This window comes from Streptomyces sp. NPDC054863 (assembly GCF_053610825.1).
Genome location: NZ_JBSGZD010000165.1, coordinates 1 through 17,279, shown reverse-complemented (window position 1 = coordinate 17,279; position 17,279 = coordinate 1). Strand labels below are relative to the sequence as shown.

Below are 17,279 nucleotides of genomic sequence, written 5' to 3'. Positions count from 1 at the left end.
GGGGTGGTGTTCCCCCCGCCGCCCCGAGGCGCGGGAACGGTCACACGGCCCACCAGACGGTGGTGTCGGCGGGCAGGTCGAACTCCGCTCCGTCCACGGCCACTTCGGCGCTGGCGAGGAGTACGCGGCCGGGGACCGCCATCCGTACCGGCGCGCCCGTGGTGTTCGCGGTGCAGACGAATCCCTCGCGGGCGAAGGCGAGGACGCCGGCCGGGGCGTCGGGCAGCCAGGTGACGTCCGTGCCCGCGCCGAGGCCCGCGTGGTCGCGGCGGACGGCCAGCGCCGAGCGGTAGAGCTCCAGGGTGGAGTGCGGGTCGCCGGTCTGGGCCTCCACCGACAGGCCCGCCCAGGAGGAGGGCTGCGGGAGCCAGCTGCCGCCCGAGCCGAAACCGTACGAAGAACCCTCCACGGTCCACGGGATCGGGACCCGGCAGCCGTCGCGGTAGCCGTCCTGGCCGTCCGCGCGGAAGAAGGACGGGTCCTGGCGGGCCTCGTCCGGGAGGTCCGTGACGTCGGGGAGGCCGAGCTCCTCGCCCTGGTAGACGTACGCCGAGCCGGGGAGGGAGAGCATCAGGAGGGTGGCGGCGCGGGCCCGGCGCAGGCCGAGTTCCGGGTCGCCCGCGGTGCGGATCTGGGTGCCGAGGCCTGCCGGGTTGGCGAAGCGGGTGGTGTGGCGGGTGACGTCGTGGTTGGAGAGGACCCAGGTGGCCGGGGCGTCGACGGGGCGCATCGCGGCGAGCGAGGTGTCGATGACCTCGCGGAGGGCTTCGGCGTCCCAATGGGTGCCCAGGTACTGGAAGTTGAAGGCCTGGTGCAGTTCGTCGGGGCGGACGTAGTTCGCGGTGCGCTCCAGGGTCGGGGTCCAGGCCTCGGCGACGCCGATCCTCTCCCCCGGGTACTCGTCGAGGATCTGCCGCCAGGCGCGGTAGATGGCGTGCACCCCGTCCTGGTCGAAGAACGGCATGACGTCGTTGCCGAGGAGCCTCAGCTGGTCGTGGCTGCCGAGGTCGGGCAGGCCCTCCGCCTTGACCAGGCCGTGCGCGACGTCGATGCGGAAGCCGTCGACGCCCATGTCCAGCCAGAACCGCAGGATCGAGCGGAACTCGTCGGCGACGGCCGGGTGCTCCCAGTTGAAGTCGGGCTGCTCGGGGGCGAAAATGTGCAGGTACCAGTCGCCGTCCGTGCCGTCGGGGTTGGTGGTACGGGTCCAGGCGGGACCGCCGAAGAGCGACTCCCAGTCGTTCGGGGGGAGTTCGCCGTCCGCACCCTTGCCAGGGACGAAGTGGTAGCGGTCGCGCAGGGCCGAGCCGGGGCCTTCGGCGAGGGCGCGCTTGAACCACTCGTGCTGGTCGGAGGAGTGGTTGGGGACCAGGTCCGTGATGACGCGCAGGCCCAGCGCGTGCGCGTCGCGGATCAGACCGTCGGCGTCCAGCAACGTACCGAACATGGGGTCGATGGCCCGGTAGTCGGCCACGTCGTACCCGGCGTCGGCCTGCGGGGACGCGTAGAACGGGCTCAGCCAGACGGCGTCCACACCCAGGTCGCGCAGGTACGGGAGGCGGCTGCGGACGCCGGCCAGGTCGCCCATGCCATCGCCGTTCCCGTCGGCGAAGCTGCGCGGGTAGACCTGGTAGATCACCGCGTTCCGCCACCATTCGGTGGAGACGTGAGTCGGGGCAGGGGCAGCGAGGTGCTGGGTCATGTCGTCCCTGGGGGTGTGGGGTGGGCGTCCGGGGTGAGGACGTACGTACGTGAAGGAGGGGGTCAGCCCTTGGTCGCGCCTGCGGTCATGCCCGCCACCAGGTGGCGCTGCACGAAGACGAAGACGAGCGCGGCCGGGATGGCGATCAGCACCGACGCGGCGGCCATCGGACCCCACTGGCTGCTGTACTGGTTGACGAACTTCTGGAGTCCGCCGGCCAGGGTCATGTTCTCGTCGCCGACCAGGAAGGCGGAGGCGTACGCGACTTCGCCCCACGCGGTGATGAAGGAGTAGAAGGCGGTGACCGCGAGACCCGGCTTGGCGAGCGGCAGGATGAGCCGCCAGAAGGTGCCGAACGGGGTGAGTCCGTCGACCTGCCCGGACTCGTCGAGCTCGCGCGGGATGCCGTCGAAGAAGCCCTTCATCATCCAGGCGCAGAACGGGACCGAGATGGTCAGGTAGGTGATGACCAGGCCGATCGGCTGGTTGAGCAGACCCAGCTTCGCCATGATGTTGTAGATCGGCACGATCAGGACGGCGACCGGGAACATCTGGGTGATCAGCAGCGTCCACATCAGGCCGCGCTTGCCGGGGAACCGGAAGCGGCTCACCGCGTACCCGGTGGTCGCGGAGACGAAGACGCCGATGACGGTCGAGAGCCCGGCGATGAGCAGCGAGTTGCCGAACCACGTCAGGAACGGGGTGTCGCTGAGCAGGCCGGTGTAGTTGCCGAGCGTCGTCTCGCGGACGAAGTCGGTGGTGGTCGCGTACTTCGCCGGCTTGAGCGAGGTCAGCAGGACCCACAGCACCGGGAAGACGGCGACGACCGACGCGACCACGAGCGTGGCGTGCAGGCCGAACGAGGCGAGCGGCGAACGTCGTTCGCGGATCTGGACGTTGGCGGACTGACCCGTACTGAGGATGGTCTCGGTGGTCACCAGACATCTCCCTGCTTGCGGAGGACTCGCCGGTAGACCGCGGCGAAGAGCATCAGAAGGATCAGGATCAGCACGCCCCAGGTGGAGGACTGCGCGAAGTCGCGCGGGCTGATCTCGAAGGAGAACTTGTACGCCTGGGTGACGAGGATCTGCGTCGCCTCGCCGGGTCCGCCCCGGGTCAGCAGGAAGATCACCGGGAACATGTTGAAGGTCCAGATGGTGGAGAGCAGGATCACCGTCGTGCTCACCGGGCGCAGGCCGGGCATCGTGATGTGCCGGAAGCGCTGCCAGGCGCTCGCGCCGTCCATCTCCGCGGCCTCGTACAGCTCGCCGGGGATGGACTGCAGTCCGCCGAGGAGGGCGACCATCATGAACGGGATGCCGAGCCAGACGTTGACGCTGATCACGGCGAACTTCGCCCAGGTCGGGTCGTTCAGCCACGGCACGGCGTCGATGCCGCCGCCCGCGAGGATCTTGTTGAGGAGCCCGTTGTCCTGGTTGTAGAGGAACCGCCAGGCGAAGACGGACACGAAGCCGGGGACCGCCCAGGGCAGGACGAGCATCATCCGGTAGAAGCCGCGGCCCGCGATTCTGCGGTTCAGCATGTTGGCCAGGCCCATGCCGAGCGCGAAGGTGATCGAGACGCAGGCGACGGTCCACAGGACGGTCCAGCCGAGGGTGGCGAGGAACTGGCTGCCGGTGAGGGCGTCGACGTAGTTGTCCAGGCCGACGAACTCGTACGTCGCGGGCAGGTGGTTGACGCCGATGGACCGCTCGACGTTGCGCTCGTTGGCGTTGGTCAGCGACAGGTAGATGCCGCGGACCAGCGGGTATCCGATGATGACGCCGATGACGACCACCACGGGGGCGACCATCGTCCAGGCGTACCAGTGTGTCGAGAGCGACCGGCGGAACCTGCCCGGCGGCCTGCCCGTCTCGTGGGGGCCGGTGCCGCGGCTCCGGCCGCGGGCGAGGTCCTCGCCCGCGGCCTTCACCAGAGGCCGGCCGGTGTCGGCGGCAGCCATCAGTGATTCCTACTTCCAGCCCTTGAGCAGCTTGCGGTACGCCTCACCCGTGGTCTTCACGCCCGCGTCCGGGGCGGTCTGACCGGTGAGGACCTTGGTGTACTCGGTGACCAGCGGGGCGAACAGGCTGCCGGTCTCCGGGATCCAGGGGCGCTCGACGGCCTTCTCGACGACCGGCTTGAAGAAGCCCACGATCTCGTTCTTGGCGACGTCGGGCTGGGAGTAGACCGAGGTGCGGGTCGGCAGGAGGTTGAGCTCCTTGGTGACCTGGGCCTGGACCTCGGGCGAGGACATGTAATCGACGAAGGCGTACGAGGCGTCGAGGTTCTTGGAGCCCGCGTAGACGGCGAGGTTGTGGCCGCCCTGCGGGGCGCCCTGCTTCACCGAACCGGCCGGGACCGGGGCGATGCCCAGGTTGGCCTTGTCCTTGAACTGGTCGCCGGTGTAGGTGTCGGCGAGCGCCCACGGACCGTTGATCATCATCGCGACGTCGCCGGCCTTGAAGGCCTTCTGCTGGTTCTCGTAGCCGTCGGTGGCGTCCGTCTTGGCGGTGCCCGAGGCGACCAGGTCCTTGACGACGCTCATGGCCTTGACGCCGGCCGCGTTGTCGACGGTGACGGTCTTCGTCTTGGCGTCGACCAGGTCGCCGCCCTCGCCGTACAGGAAGGACAGGAAGTAGTACGCGTCGTCGCCGCGCAGGTAGAGGCCGGTCTTGCCGGACTTCTCCTTGATCTTCTTCGCGGCGGTCTTCAGCTCGGCGATGTTCTTCGGAACCTCGACGCCCGCGTCCTTCAGCATCTTCTTGTTGTAGAAGATGCCCATCGAGTCGATGACCTGCGGGACGGCGTAGGTCTTGTCCTTGTACTTCGTGGAGGCCGCGGCCTGCGGGAGGAAGTCGCCCGCGTTCTTCAGGGCGGTGGTGCCGTCCAGCGGGGCCAGGTAGCCGAGGTCCGCGAAGTCGGGGGTCCAGGCGACCTCGGAGCGGATCACGTCGGGGGCGCCGGAGCCCGCCTGCGCGGCGTTCTTGAACTTGTTCTGCGCGTCACCGAAGGGCACGTTGACGTACTTGACGGTGACCTTGGGGTGCTTCTTGGTGAAGTCGGCGGCGATCTTCTTGAAGACCTTGTCCTCGCTGCCGACCGTGGAGGTGTCCCACCAGGTGACCTCGCCGGCCAGTTCGCCGCCGCCCGAGCTCTTGCCCGAGCCGCCGTCACTGTCGCCGCCGCAGGCCGTCGCCGCGAGCGCCAGGGTCGCGACCAGGGCGGTGGCTGCTATGCCACGTCGCATCTGAACTCCTTCAACTGCCGTACCGCTCCGTCGCGGCGCCGGGTCGTGGAGGAACGTAACAAGCCTGAAAGAAGTCCGAAAGAGTTTGCGGGAAATTTCTGCAAGGGGGGTGGATCGTTACATCCACGTGTCCTGGGGATTGCCGCAGGACCCGCCCCTGGGCTGGTCGGGGCGGGGGTGGAGGCCGGTCGGGGAGGCCCGTCACACCGTTCGCAAGAACTTGCAAGGCTGTTACTTTCGGGGAGTACCGGCGTTGATCCCGTAGTTGCCGACACCGGCGCCCGTACGAGAGCGAGCAGTCCCATGAGCCCCACGCAGCCCCGCACCGACCCTCGCCCCGTCGCCTCGCGGTGGTGGCGCGATGCCGTCATCTATCAGGTGTACGTCCGGTCCTTCGCCGACGGCAACGGGGACGGCGTCGGGGATCTGCCCGGCATCCGCGCGCGCCTGCCGCATCTGGCGGGGCTGGGCGTGGACGCGGTGTGGCTGACCCCGTTCTACGCCTCGCCGCAGGCGGACGGCGGCTACGACGTGGCCGACTACCGGGCGGTCGATCCGCTCTTCGGGACGCTGGACGACGCCACCCAACTCATCGACAGCGCCCATGGCTCGGGCCTGCGCGTCATCATGGACGTGGTCCCCAACCACACCTCCGACCAGCACGATTGGTTCCGTGCGGCGCTGGCCGGCGGCCCGGAGCGGGACCTCTACCACTTCCGGGAAGGGCGCGGCGCGGGCGGTGAACTCCCGCCCAACGACTGGGAGTCGGTGTTCGGCGGCCCCGCCTGGACGCGGGTCGCGGACGGCTCCTGGTACCTCCATCTCTTCGCCCCGCAGCAGCCCGACCTCAACTGGGAGAACCCGGCCGTGCACGCCGAGTTCGACTCGATCCTGCGGTTCTGGCTGGACCGGGGCGTCGACGGGTTCCGCGTCGACGTCGCGCACGGCATGGTCAAGGCCGCCGGGATGCCCGACATCGGGGCGCGCGAGCAGGCGAAGATGATCGGCTCACAGGTCCTTCCGTTCTTCGACCAGGACGGGGTGCACGCCATCCACCGCGGGTGGCGGCGGCTGCTCGACTCGTACGAAGGGGAGCGGATCGGTGTCGCCGAGGCGTGGGCGCCGTCCCCCGAGCGGCTCGCGCTCTACGTGCGCCCCGACGAGCTGCACCAGGCCTTCAACTTCCAGTTCCTCACCTGCCCCTGGGACGCGACGAAGATGCGGGCGGTCGTCGAGGCGTCGCTCGCCGCCGCCGGTTCGGCAGGTGCCCCCACGACCTGGGTGCTCTCCAACCACGACGTGGTGCGCCACCTGACGCGGTACGGGGCGGACGACTACGGCAAGGGGCTGCGGCGGGCCCGCGCCGCGGCCCTGCTGATGCTGGCGCTGCCGGGTTCCGCGTACCTCTACCAGGGCGAGGAGCTGGGCCTGCCCGAGGTGGTGGACCTGCCCGACGAGGCCCGCCAGGACCCCTCCTTCTTCCGCACCGACGGCCAGGACGGGCTGCGCGACGGGTGCCGCGTGCCGATCCCGTGGGACGGCGACCGGGCACCGTACGGCTTCGGCACCGGCGGCGGCGACCGGAGTCACAGCGGGGAATCCGGCAGCTGGCTTCCGCAGCCGGACGGCTGGAAGGCGCTGAGCGTGGCGGCGCAGACCGGCGACGCGGGTTCGACGCTGGAGCTCTACCGCAGGGCGCTGGCGGTCCGCAGGCAACAGCCGGGCCTGGGCGACGGCGGCATGGAGTGGCTCCCGTCCCCGGCGGACGGGGTACTCGATTTCGTACGCCCCGGCTTCCGCTGCGTCCTCAACGCGGGCGCCGAACCCGTCGAACTCCCCACCCCGGGAAGGCTGCTGGCCACCTCCGCGGACCTGGCCGCCGACGGGGGGAGCGTCACCCTTCCGGCCGATACCTGCACTTGGTGGGCAATCGGATGAGCCGCCCGGTAAGGTCCTCATCCATGACCGCACGGCTAGCCGACATCGCAGCCCAGGCGGGGGTCAGCGAAGCGACGGTCAGCCGGGTCCTGAACGGCAAACCGGGTGTTGCCTCGGCCACCCGCGAATCCGTACTCGCCGCACTCGACGTCCTCGGGTACGAGCGCCCGGTCCGGCTGCGCCGCCTCAGCGCGGGTCTCGTCGGGCTCATAACCCCCGAGCTGGAGAACCCCATCTTTCCGGCGCTCGCCCAGGTCATAGGGCAGGCGCTGACCCGCCAGGGCTACACACCGGTACTCGCCACCCAGACCCCCGGCGGCTCCACCGAGGACGAGCTGACCGAAATGCTCGTCGCGCGCGGCGTCTCCGGCATCATCTTCGTCTCCGGACTGCACGCCGACACCACGGCCGACATGCAGCGGTACGAGCAGTTGCGCGCGCAGGGCGTCCCCTTCGTACTCGTCGACGGTTTCTCGCCGAAGGTGCTGGCCCCTTTCATCTCGCCGGACGACCGGGCGGCGATGCGGCTCGCGGTGACGCACCTGGCGGCGCTGGGCCACACCCGGATCGGTCTGGCCGTCGGACCGAAGCGGTTCGTGCCCGTACTGCGCAAGATCGAGGGCTTCCGCAGCAGCATGCAGGAGCGTCTCGGCCTGTCGGCCGAGGAGACGGAGGAGCTGATCCAGCACTCCCTCTACACGCTGGAGGGCGGGCAGGCGGCGGCCTCCGCGCTCATCGAGCGGGGCTGCACGGCGATCGTCTGCGCGAGCGACATGATGGCGCTCGGCGCGATACGGGCGGCGCGGCGCCTGGGTCTGGACGTACCGCGTGACGTGTCGGTGGTCGGGTTCGACGACTCGCCGCTCATAGCTTTCACCGATCCGCCGCTGACGACCATCCGCAAGCCGGTGACCGCGATGGGGCAGGCGGCCGTCCGCGCGCTGCTGGAGGAGGTCGGCGGGACCCCCGCCCCGCACAGCGAATTCGTGTTCATGCCGGAGCTCGTGGTGCGCGGGTCAACCGCCTCAGGACCTCGTCCTTGAGTCGTACGCGGAGCGGGCCGGAACCCACCGGAGGATGATCGGTACGGGGCTGCCGTCTGGCAGACTCGTCTTCCATGGGTGAAGCGACCACGAGAACCGAGGCAGGCCGGGCGGCAGGCCAGAGGGCAACCATCCCGTCACCCAAGGTGACCGAGGATCCGGCCCCCAAGGCCCGCCGCACGGTCGGCTCCGTCGTGGCACGCATCAGGTCGCCGCGCCGCCCCCGCATCTGGTTCGAGCTCCTGCTGATCGTGTTCAGCTACTGGATCTACTCGATGATCCGCAACGCGGTCCCCGAGCAGAAGGCCAAGGCGCTCGCCAACGCCGACTGGATCTGGAAGGTCGAGAACGACCTCGGGATCGCCGTCGAGAAGACGATCAACCATGCGGTCGACTCGGTGACCTGGCTCATCGTGTCGATGAACTACTACTACGCGACGTTGCACTTCATCGTGACGATCGGCGTGCTGGTGTGGCTGTTCCGGTGGCAGCCCGGGCGTTACGCGGCGGCGCGGACGATCCTGTTCGCCACGACCGGTGTCGCACTGGTCGGCTACTACCTGTACCCGCTGGCACCGCCCCGGCTGATGAACGGCGGCGGCTTCGTCGACACCGTGCTGGTCCACCACACGTGGGGGTCGATGGCGTCGGGCGACCTCAAGCACATGTCGAACCAGTACGCGGCGATGCCTTCGATGCACATCGGGTGGTCGACGTGGTGCGGGCTGACGATCTTCTTCCTGGCTTCGGCGCCGTGGGCCCGGATCCTCGGGCTGCTGTACCCGACCCTCACGCTGGTCGTGATCGTCGCGACGGCCAACCACTTCTGGCTGGACGCGGTGGGCGGACTGCTCTGCCTCTCCTTCGGGTACGCGGTCGCCTACGCCTGGTACGGGTCGCTGCCGCACCGGCTGCCGAAGCTGGTCTCCGGCGCGGGGCCCGACCGCCTTCTGCCTGCGCGGGCATAACCCTTCCGGGGGCGGGTGGTCACGGTGCGGGCACGTCGTGGCCGGCCGCGCAGTTCCCCGCGCCCCCCTAAATGCCTGCCCCCGCCCCCCTAGCCACCTTGGGCAGCGGGGCCGCCCCCCGGGGGCGGGACGGGTGGGCAAGGTGGCGGCCCCTACGCGGAGCGCGCCCCTCCCCGACCGCACGCGCTCGGCGCTGCCCCACGGCATAGGCTCGGACCCACAGACCCCGCACCGCCAGTGCCAAGCAAAAGGCAGGGAATCCGATGGCCGCGCCCGGACGCCGCAGCAGCACCTTCACGCGCCTCATCCGGCACGGTTTCACCGACCCCTCCGCCTCCGAGCGGCTCCTCGACGACGAGGCCCTCGCCCTCGTGCGGCACGATCCGGTGCTGCTCGACGCCCTCGGCGCGACCGCCGATCCTGATCTCGCGCTGCGCGGTCTCGTACGGCTCGCCGAGGCCCAGCCGAGCGAGGACGTCCGCCAGGACTTCCTCCGTACCCTCGTCGCCGCGAAGCCCCTGCGGGACCGGCTGCTCGGCGTCCTCGGCACCTCCGAGGCCCTCGCCGACCATCTCGCCCGGCACCCCTCCGACTGGCACACCCTGCTCAGGTACGAGGCGACGGACCTGCACCCCGGGGTGGCGGAGTTCGAGCACGGGCTCGCCGCCGCCGACGACCAGGACGCGCTGCGGGTGGCCTACCGGCAGTGCCTGCTGACGATAGCGGCGCGTGACGTGTGCGGGACGACGGACGTCGCGGAGACCGCCGCCGAGCTCGCCGACCTCGCGACGGCCACGCTCAGGGCCGCTCTCGCGATCGCCCGCAGCGCCGCGCCGAAGGACGACGCGATGTGCCGTCTCGCGGTGATCGCGATGGGCAAGTGCGGCGGTCACGAGCTGAACTACGTCTCCGACGTGGACGTGATCTTCGTCGGGGCCGCGCTGGACGGCGTCGACGAGACCGAGGCGATGCGGGCCGCGACCCGGCTCGCCTCGCACCTCATGCGGATCTGTTCGGAGACCACCGTCGAGGGCACCATCTGGCCGGTGGACGCCAATCTCCGCCCCGAGGGCCGCAACGGGCCCCTGGTGCGCACCCTCTCCAGCCATGTCGCGTACTACCAGCGCTGGGCGAAGACCTGGGAGTTCCAGGCGCTGCTCAAGGCCCGCCCGGTGGCCGGTGACCTCGCGCTGGGCGAGGAGTACGTCGAGGCGCTGTCCCCCATGGTGTGGCAGGCCGCGGAGCGCGAGAACTTCGTCCCCGACGTGCAGAAGATGCGCCGCCGGGTCGTCGACAACATCCCGGCGGGGCAGGTCGAGCGGGAGCTGAAGCTCGGGCCCGGCGGGCTGCGCGACGTCGAGTTCGCCGTACAGCTGCTCCAGCTGGTGCACGGGCGCAGCGATGCGTCGCTGCACAGCGGTTCGACGCTGGAGGCACTGCAGGCGCTGGCCGCCGGAGGGTACGTGGGGCGGGCGGACGCCGCGCAGCTCGACGCGGCGTACCGGTTCCTGCGGCAGATGGAGCACCGGATCCAGCTCTACCGGCTGCGGCGCACCCACCTCGTGCCCGAGGACGAGGCGGACCTGCGGCGCCTCGGGCGTTCGCTGGGGCTGCGCGGGGAGCCCGTCACCGAGCTCCAGCAGGTGTGGCGGCGGCACGCGGCCGTCGTGCGCCGGCTGCACGAGAAGCTGTTCTACCGGCCGCTGCTCGACGCCGTCGCCGGGCTCGCCCCCGGTGAGACCCGGCTGAGCCCGCGGGCCGCGGGGCAGCGGCTCCAGGCGCTCGGGTACGCGGACCCGGTCGGCGCCCTGCGCCATCTGGAGGCCCTGTCGTCCGGCGTGACCCGCAAGGCCGCCATCCAGCGCACCCTGCTGCCCGTGCTGCTCGGCTGGTTCGCGGACTCGGCGGACCCGGACGCCGGGCTGCTCGGCTTCCGCAAGGTGTCGGACGCCCTGGGCAAGACCCCCTGGTACCTGCGGCTGCTGCGCGACGAGGGCGCGGCGGCGGAGAACCTGGCACGGGTCCTCTCCGCCGGCCGCCTCGCCCCCGACCTCCTCCTGCGCGCCCCCGAGGCCGTCGCCATCCTCGGCGACCCCAAGGGCCTCCATCCGCGCACCCGTGAGCACCTGGAGCAGGAGGTGCTGGCCGCGGTGGGCCGCGCGGACGGCGCAGAGGCGGCCGTCGCGGCGGCGCGCGGGGTGCGCCGCCGGGAGCTGTTCCGTACCACCGCCGCCGACATCATCGGCTCGTACGGTACGGAGGACAGTCCCGCCGAATCCGACCCGGGCGCTCTCGTCGACCGGGTCGGCGGGGCCCTGACCGCCCTCAACGCGGCGACCCTCGCGGGCGCGCTGCGGGCGGCGGTGCGGGCGCAGTGGGGCGACGAGCTGCCGACGCGTTTCGCCGTCATCGGCATGGGCCGCTTCGGCGGCCACGAGCTGGGTTACGGGTCGGACGCGGACGTCCTTTTCGTCCACGAGCCGCGCGAGGGCGTCGACGAGCAGGAGGCGGCGAAGGCTGCCAACAAGGTCGTTACCGAGATGCGGCGACTCCTCCAACTCCCCACCGCGGACCCGCCGTTGATGATCGACGCGGATCTGCGCCCGGAGGGCAAGAGCGGCCCGCTGGTCCGTTCCCTGAAGTCGTACGAGGCGTACTACCGGCGGTGGTCCCTGGTCTGGGAGAGCCAGGCCCTGCTGCGCGCCGAACCGATGGCGGGCGACCCGGAGCTGGGCCGCCGCTTCATCGAGCTGGTCGACCCGCTCCGCTACCCGATGGAGGGCCTGGGCGAGGACGCGGTCCGCGAGATCCGTCGGCTGAAGGCCCGCATGGAGTCGGAGCGGATGCCGCGCGGCGCCGATCCGACGCTCCACACGAAGCTGGGGCGCGGCGGCCTGAGCGACGTCGAGTGGACGGTCCAGCTGATGCAGATGCAGCACGGCTGGGCGGAGCCTGGCCTGCGCACCCCCCGCACGCGAGAAGCCCTGGCGGCGGCCCACGCGGCCGGACTCATCCCGACCGAGGAGGCCCAGATCCTCGACGAGGCCTGGGTCCTGGCGTCCCGGGTGCGCAACGGCGTGATGCTGGTGCGGGGCCGCGCCGGGGACACCTTCCCCTCCGACGGCCGCGAACTGGCCGCCATGGGCCGCTACTTGGGCTACGAGACGGGTCATGTCGGCGACATGCTGGACGACTACCGGCGGATCACGCGGCGGGCGCGGGGGGTCATGGAGGAGCGGTTCTACGGGGCGTAGCGAGTGGGCCGGTGGGCGTCGTGCGGGTTCGTTGTGGCCGGTCGCGCCCACGCGGCGGAGCCGCACATCGATACTGCCCCGCGCCCCCAAATACAGCCCCCAGCCCTGCCGGCCCCCTGGGCTTACACCCCCACCACCCCGTCCACGCCTTCCCGCAGGAAGTCCGCGTGGCCGTTGTGGCGTGCGTACTCGTGGATCAGGTGCAGCATGACCCACCTCAGTGACACGTCCTCGCCCCACCGCGCGAAGTGGCCGTACACGTCCAGCGACTCCGCCTCCCGCTCGATGCGCCGGGAGTGCTCCACCTCCGCCTCCCAGGCGGCGAACGCCTCGCCGCGCGTGGCCGCACTCGCGTCGTACGCCTCCTGGTAGTCGCCCTTGTCGGACCAGAGGTGCGGAATGTCCTTCTCCTGGTCGACGACGCGCCGGAACCAGGTCCTCTCGACCTCTCCCATGTGCCGTACGAGACCCAGCAGCGACAGCGTCGACGGCGGCATCGACTGCTGACGCAGCTCCTCGTCGCTCAGCCCCCGGCACTTCATGGCGAGGGTGGCGCGGTGGAAGTCGAGGTAGGCGCGCAGCATTTCGCGTTCGGTGCCGCGCTTGGGCGGCTCGGGACGGTCGTCGGCGATGTTCACGGGGGTGTTCAGCCCTTCGTCGGACGCAGTACGAGGGTGTGGAAGCCGAAGCTGTCACGGTAGCCGCGCAGCCATTCGGTGCGGTGGGCGGCGGAGGATTCGAGGGCTGCCGCGCTGTCGGGGTCCTCGGGGTGGTCCACGGCCCATTCGGCGAGCGATCCCGTCCAGTGCCACTCGTAGTCGTCGAGCTCGTGGCGGGTGCTGAGGTGGCCGTAGACCGGGACCCAGCCGTCGGCGGCGATGTTCTCCACCGTCGTGGCCAGGTCCTCGTACTCGCCGAGCATCTCGACGGCCTCGGGGCTGGGCCCGGTGAGCCAGTACGCGTCGCCGACGAGCACGGCTCCGCCGGGTGCGAGGTGCTCGCGCGCGGCGGCGAGGGTGCTGAGGAGCCCGCCGAACGCGTGCGTGGCGCCGACGCTGATCACGACGTCGAAGGGCCGGTCGGCGGTGAGGTCCGCGGCGGACGCCTGGTGGAGTTCGAGCCGGTCACCGACTCCCCGCGCGTCGGCCTGCGCCCGCGCCTGCGCCAGTGCGTTCCCGGCGATGTCGACGCCGACCGCGGTCGCCCCGGGGTGTGCTTCCAACGCCCGGATCAGCCATTCCGCCTGACCGCAGCCGAGGTCGAGGAGGCGTGCGTCGTCCCGGGTGACGGCCCGGTCGATGAGCCGGCGTACGGATTCGTCGTCGAGGGGAGCGGCGATCGGGTGGTGCGCGTGGGCCAGTTGGGACCTGCGTGAACGTTCCATCCGGGCAGGGTCTCAGCAACGCACCCCTGTCGCACCCGTGTTTTCGGCTCACAGAGTGAACGGGTGCGACAGGAGAGGCGGTCGCTCAGGAGGGGCCGTTGCTACAGCACCGGCAGGTTCTTGCGCAGCTCGAAGGCGGTGACCTCGGAGCGGTACTCCTCCCACTCCTGCTTCTTGTTGCGCAGGAAGAAGTCGAAGACGTGCTCGCCGAGGGTCTCGGCGACCAGCTCGCTGCGTTCCATCAGGGCGATGGCCTCGCCGAGGTTCTGCGGGAGGGGCTCGATGCCCATCGCGCGGCGCTCGGCGTCCGAGAGGGCCCAGACGTCGTCGTCGGCGCCCGCCGGGAGTTCGTAACCCTCCTCGATGCCCTTGAGGCCCGCGGCGAGCAGGACCGCGTAGGTGAGGTACGGGTTGGCGCCGGAGTCGATCGAGCGGACCTCGACCCGGGCCGAGCCCGTCTTGCCGGGCTTGTACATCGGGACGCGGATCAGGGCGGAGCGGTTGTTGTGGCCCCAGCAGATGTACGAGGGGGCTTCGCCGCCCGCGCCCGCCGCGCGGGACGAGCCGCCCCAGATGCGCTTGTAGGAGTTGACCCACTGGTTGGTGACGGCGGAGATCTCCGCGGCGTGCTTGAGCAGGCCGGCGATGAACGAGCGTCCCACCTTGGAGAGTTGGTACTCGGCGCCCGACTCGTAGAAGGCGTTGCGGTCGCCCTCGAAGAGCGACAGGTGCGTGTGCATGCCCGAGCCGGGGAACTCCGAGAACGGCTTCGGCATGAAGGTGGCCTGGACGCCCTGCTCCAGCGCCACCTGCTTCATGACCAGGCGGAAGGTCATGATGTTGTCCGCCGTCGACAGCGCGTCCGCGTAACGGAGGTCGATCTCCTGCTGGCCCGGTGCGCCCTCGTGGTGGCTGAACTCCACCGAGATGCCCATGGATTCGAGCATGGTGATCGCCTGCCGGCGGAAGTCCATGCCGACGTTCTGCGGGGTGTGGTCGAAGTAGCCGGAGTTGTCGGCGGGGGTGGGGCTGGAGCCGTCCAGCGGCTTGTTCTTCAGGAGGAAGAACTCGATCTCCGGGTGGGTGTAGAAGGTGAAGCCCAGGTCCGAGGTCTTCGCCAGGATGCGCTTCAGTACGTAGCGGGGGTCGGCGAAGGACGGGGAGCCGTCCGGCATGAGGATGTCGCAGAACATCCGCGCCGTGCCGGGAGCCTCCGCCCGCCAGGGCAGGATCTGGAAGGTGCCGGGGTCCGGCTTGGCGATCATGTCGGACTCGTAGACCCGGGCGAAGCCCTCGATGGCGGATCCGTCGAAGCCGATGCCCTCGTCGAAGGCCTGCTCCAGCTCGGCGGGGGCCACCGCGACCGACTTCAGGAAGCCGAGCACATCGGTGAACCACAGGCGTACGAAGCGGATGTCCCGCTCCTCCAACGTACGGAGCACGAATTCCTGCTGCTTGTCCATTTTCACTTCCTTCTTGCTGGTCAGGCCGCCTGCTCCCACGCCTCGGGACACACTGGGGGCTCCCCAGCATCCCACCACACGGTTTCGGGCAGATTGCGGACCGCCCCTGCTCACTGCGGCGGGTTCACTGCGGCGGGCGGCCGACCACGTACACCGTGCGCAGCAGCACCGCCGCCGGGATCGCCTGGAGGTGGAAGCCGGCCGGTCCGTACAGGCTCAGCGTCTCACCGATCCTGGGTCCGCCCTTCATGTCCACGACCTGCAGTCCGATCACGCCGAGGAAGCCTGCTCGCGGTCCGCTCTACCGGTCTGCTTCCGGTCTGCTGATGACGTACGGCGAGGCGGCGGTTACGATCGCGCCTCATGGAGGGCTCACGGCACTTCCGCAACAGGGGCACCAGCGTGCGCCTCGCGCGCATCAGGCGAGGCGTGGCACTTCTGTGCGCCGTCGCGGCTCTTTTCGGCGCGCTGCTGGTCTGCCTGAGCCCTGCGGGGGCCGAGACCTCCTCCTCGCTGTCGCCCGCCTACGACTGCCCGTACGACCAAGGCGGTTGCGGAGCCTTTCCGCACGCCTCGCCCGCGGTGCTGACCGCTCCGCCGCCGGACGCGCTGCCGGGCGCCGTGGCGCTGCCGGTGCGGCACGAGGGCGGCGGCCAAGCGGTGGGGGTGCCGCGCACCGACGGGGCACGGGCACGGGCCCCGGGACCGTACGTACTGATGGTGCTGCGGAGGTAGCGGCGGATTCTGGCGCACCGAGCGCCGCGCGCACGGATTCCCGTAACTCCCTTCCTCGATAAGGATGTTCAGCATGTCCGTCGACACCTCCCGCAAGGCCCGGATAGCAGAGATGCGGCGCGCCGAGAAGTCGCGCGACCGCCGCAACAAGATCGTCGCGTTCAGCGTCGGCGGAGCAGTCCTGGCCGGTCTGATCGGCTTCGGTGCGTATGTCTTCACCAAGGAGTCGGACAAGAAGAAGGACCTGATAGCCGACGCCAAGGCCCCCATCAGGAACGAGAAGGTCTGGGACGCGAAGAAGCTGGGCCGCACCCACGTCACCAAGCCGGTCACGTACCCGATGACCCCGCCGGTCGGCGGCGACCACCACCAGGCGTGGATGAACTGCCAGGGCGACGTCTACAAGAAGCCGGTCCCCGGCATGAACGCGGTGCACTCGCTGGAGCACGGCGCGGTCTGGGTCACGTACAACGACAAGGCCCCGAAGGCCGACCTCGACAAGCTGGCCGAGAAGGTCAAGAAGACGCAGTACTCGCTGATGAGCCCGGTGCAGGAGCAGGCCGGGTCCATCATGCTGAGCGCGTGGGGCAAGCAGGTCACGGTCGACGGGGCGGACGATCCGCGGGTCAACCAGTTCTTCACGCGGTACGTGATGGGACCGCAGACCCCGGAGCCGGGCGCGGCGTGCTCGAACGGGGTGAAGCTGGACGACTCCGGCGCTCCGGTGATGGGCGGGGGCATGCAGGAGTGACCCGCTCGTGGTGGCGTGCGGTGGGAGCGGTGGTGTTCGCGCTGGCGGTGGTGGTGGGGGCGGTGACGGTGACGCGGGCGGCTGCGGAGCCGGACTCTCCGGCGGCTTCGGACGTCAACTCGGCGACCCCTGAGGGTGGTTCGGCGGATGCCGGGTTCGCGCGGGACATGGCGGCGCACCATCAGCAGGCGGTGGAGATGTCGTTCGTCGTACGGGACCGGACGAAGGACGCGGACGTACGGCGTCTCGCGTACGACATCGCCAACACGCAGGCCAACCAGCGGGGCATGCTGCTGGGCTGGCTGGACCTGTGGGACCTGCCGAAGATCGCCTCGCCGGACGCGCCGCAGATGGAGTGGCTGGGTGCGCACTCCGGCCACGCGGGCGGCGACGGCGGCGCCCGCCCGGACGGCCTGATGCCGGGCATGGCCACCCGGGCCGAGCTGAAGGCGCTGGGCGAGGCGGAAGGCAAGGCGGCGGAGGTCCGCTACCTGCGGCTGATGACCGCCCACCACAAGGGCGGCGTCACGATGGCCCAGGGCTGCGCGAAGCTCTGCACGGTGGGGGCGGAACGGGAGCTGGCGCAGGGAATGGTGGATGCGCAGGAGGCGGAACTGGAGCTGATGGAGGGGATGCTGAAGGAGAGGGGGGCAGGGCGGTAGCGAGCGCGTGCGGTCGCGGAAGGGTGCACTCCATGTGGGGGCGCCCCTCCAGGGGCGCGGGGAACTGCGCGGCCGGCCACGACGCACCCGCACGAACAACCCACCCGCACCGGGGCGGCCCACCTGCCC

General features: G+C 70.6%; 15 protein-coding genes. 7 read left to right on the top strand and 8 right to left on the bottom strand.

Annotation, left to right across the window (positions count from 1 at the left end):
• Nucleotides 1-40: 40 nt before the first annotated feature.
• From ACWGIG_RS25180 to ACWGIG_RS25165, 4 genes are all read right to left on the bottom strand, one after another.
• Nucleotides 41-1,702 (bottom strand): glycoside hydrolase family 13 protein, encoded by a 1,662-nt coding sequence (locus ACWGIG_RS25180; protein WP_453323931.1) that lies wholly within the window; start codon nucleotides 1,700-1,702, stop codon nucleotides 41-43.
• Between the two features lie 62 nt (nucleotides 1,703-1,764).
• Nucleotides 1,765-2,643: a sugar ABC transporter permease gene (locus tag ACWGIG_RS25175; RefSeq protein WP_453323933.1), complete on the bottom strand. Its 879-nt coding sequence runs from the start codon at nucleotides 2,641-2,643 to the stop codon at nucleotides 1,765-1,767.
• A complete protein-coding gene (locus ACWGIG_RS25170) occupies nucleotides 2,637-3,665 on the bottom strand; it encodes a carbohydrate ABC transporter permease (protein WP_453323930.1) in 1,029 nt (342 codons plus the stop codon). The genes ACWGIG_RS25175 and ACWGIG_RS25170 overlap by 7 nt, the downstream gene beginning before the upstream one ends.
• A 9-nt stretch (nucleotides 3,666-3,674) precedes the next feature.
• The gene (locus ACWGIG_RS25165) at nucleotides 3,675-4,952 is read right to left on the bottom strand and encodes an extracellular solute-binding protein (RefSeq protein WP_453323929.1); all 1,278 of its coding nucleotides are present in this window, start codon (nucleotides 4,950-4,952) and stop codon (nucleotides 3,675-3,677) included.
• Between the two features lie 303 nt (nucleotides 4,953-5,255).
• Here ACWGIG_RS25165 and ACWGIG_RS25160 point away from each other — a divergent pair, with 303 nt between their 5' ends.
• The 4 genes from ACWGIG_RS25160 to ACWGIG_RS25145 all read left to right on the top strand — a co-directional run bounded on the left by ACWGIG_RS25160 (nucleotide 5,256) and on the right by ACWGIG_RS25145 (nucleotide 12,155).
• The gene (locus tag ACWGIG_RS25160) at nucleotides 5,256-6,890 is read left to right on the top strand and encodes a glycoside hydrolase family 13 protein (RefSeq protein WP_453323928.1); all 1,635 of its coding nucleotides are present in this window, start codon (nucleotides 5,256-5,258) and stop codon (nucleotides 6,888-6,890) included.
• Between the two features lie 23 nt (nucleotides 6,891-6,913).
• Nucleotides 6,914-7,933 carry a LacI family DNA-binding transcriptional regulator gene (locus ACWGIG_RS25155; RefSeq protein WP_453323927.1) on the top strand — a complete coding sequence of 340 codons (1,020 nt, stop codon included), beginning with the start codon at nucleotides 6,914-6,916 and terminating at the stop codon, nucleotides 7,931-7,933.
• Nucleotides 7,934-8,007: 74 nt separating this feature from the next.
• Nucleotides 8,008-8,901 (top strand): phosphatase PAP2 family protein, encoded by an 894-nt coding sequence (locus tag ACWGIG_RS25150; protein ID WP_453323926.1) that lies wholly within the window; start codon nucleotides 8,008-8,010, stop codon nucleotides 8,899-8,901.
• A gap of 263 nt (nucleotides 8,902-9,164) precedes the next feature.
• Nucleotides 9,165-12,155, top strand: a complete 2,991-nt coding sequence (locus ACWGIG_RS25145; protein WP_453323925.1) for a bifunctional [glutamine synthetase] adenylyltransferase/[glutamine synthetase]-adenylyl-L-tyrosine phosphorylase — start codon at nucleotides 9,165-9,167, stop codon at nucleotides 12,153-12,155.
• Nucleotides 12,156-12,277: 122 nt separating this feature from the next.
• On the opposite strand, the gene ACWGIG_RS25140 is transcribed toward ACWGIG_RS25145, so the two are convergent.
• The 4 genes from ACWGIG_RS25140 to ACWGIG_RS25125 form a co-directional block, all read right to left on the bottom strand.
• Nucleotides 12,278-12,739, bottom strand: coding sequence for a DinB family protein (locus ACWGIG_RS25140; protein ID WP_453323932.1), 462 nt, complete (start codon nucleotides 12,737-12,739; stop codon nucleotides 12,278-12,280).
• A 62-nt stretch (nucleotides 12,740-12,801) separates the two neighbouring features.
• Nucleotides 12,802-13,539: an SAM-dependent methyltransferase gene (locus tag ACWGIG_RS25135; RefSeq protein WP_453323924.1), complete on the bottom strand. Its 738-nt coding sequence runs from the start codon at nucleotides 13,537-13,539 to the stop codon at nucleotides 12,802-12,804.
• A 101-nt stretch (nucleotides 13,540-13,640) separates the two neighbouring features.
• Nucleotides 13,641-15,002 carry a type I glutamate--ammonia ligase gene (gene glnA, locus ACWGIG_RS25130; protein ID WP_453323923.1) on the bottom strand — a complete coding sequence of 454 codons (1,362 nt, stop codon included), beginning with the start codon at nucleotides 15,000-15,002 and terminating at the stop codon, nucleotides 13,641-13,643.
• 124 nt (nucleotides 15,003-15,126) lie between these two features.
• Nucleotides 15,127-15,276: a hypothetical protein gene (locus tag ACWGIG_RS25125; RefSeq protein WP_453323922.1), complete on the bottom strand. Its 150-nt coding sequence runs from the start codon at nucleotides 15,274-15,276 to the stop codon at nucleotides 15,127-15,129.
• 89 nt (nucleotides 15,277-15,365) lie between these two features.
• Between ACWGIG_RS25125 and ACWGIG_RS25120 the strand changes: the two genes are divergently transcribed.
• The 3 genes from ACWGIG_RS25120 (at nucleotide 15,366) to ACWGIG_RS25110 (ending at nucleotide 17,150) form a co-directional block, all read left to right on the top strand.
• Nucleotides 15,366-15,737: a hypothetical protein gene (locus ACWGIG_RS25120; protein WP_453323921.1), complete on the top strand. Its 372-nt coding sequence runs from the start codon at nucleotides 15,366-15,368 to the stop codon at nucleotides 15,735-15,737.
• 73 nt (nucleotides 15,738-15,810) lie between these two features.
• Nucleotides 15,811-16,488 (top strand): DUF3105 domain-containing protein, encoded by a 678-nt coding sequence (locus tag ACWGIG_RS25115; protein ID WP_453323920.1) that lies wholly within the window; start codon nucleotides 15,811-15,813, stop codon nucleotides 16,486-16,488.
• Nucleotides 16,485-17,150, top strand: coding sequence for a DUF305 domain-containing protein (locus ACWGIG_RS25110; protein ID WP_453323919.1), 666 nt, complete (start codon nucleotides 16,485-16,487; stop codon nucleotides 17,148-17,150). The genes ACWGIG_RS25115 and ACWGIG_RS25110 overlap by 4 nt, the downstream gene beginning before the upstream one ends.
• Nucleotides 17,151-17,279: the final 129 nt, after the last annotated feature.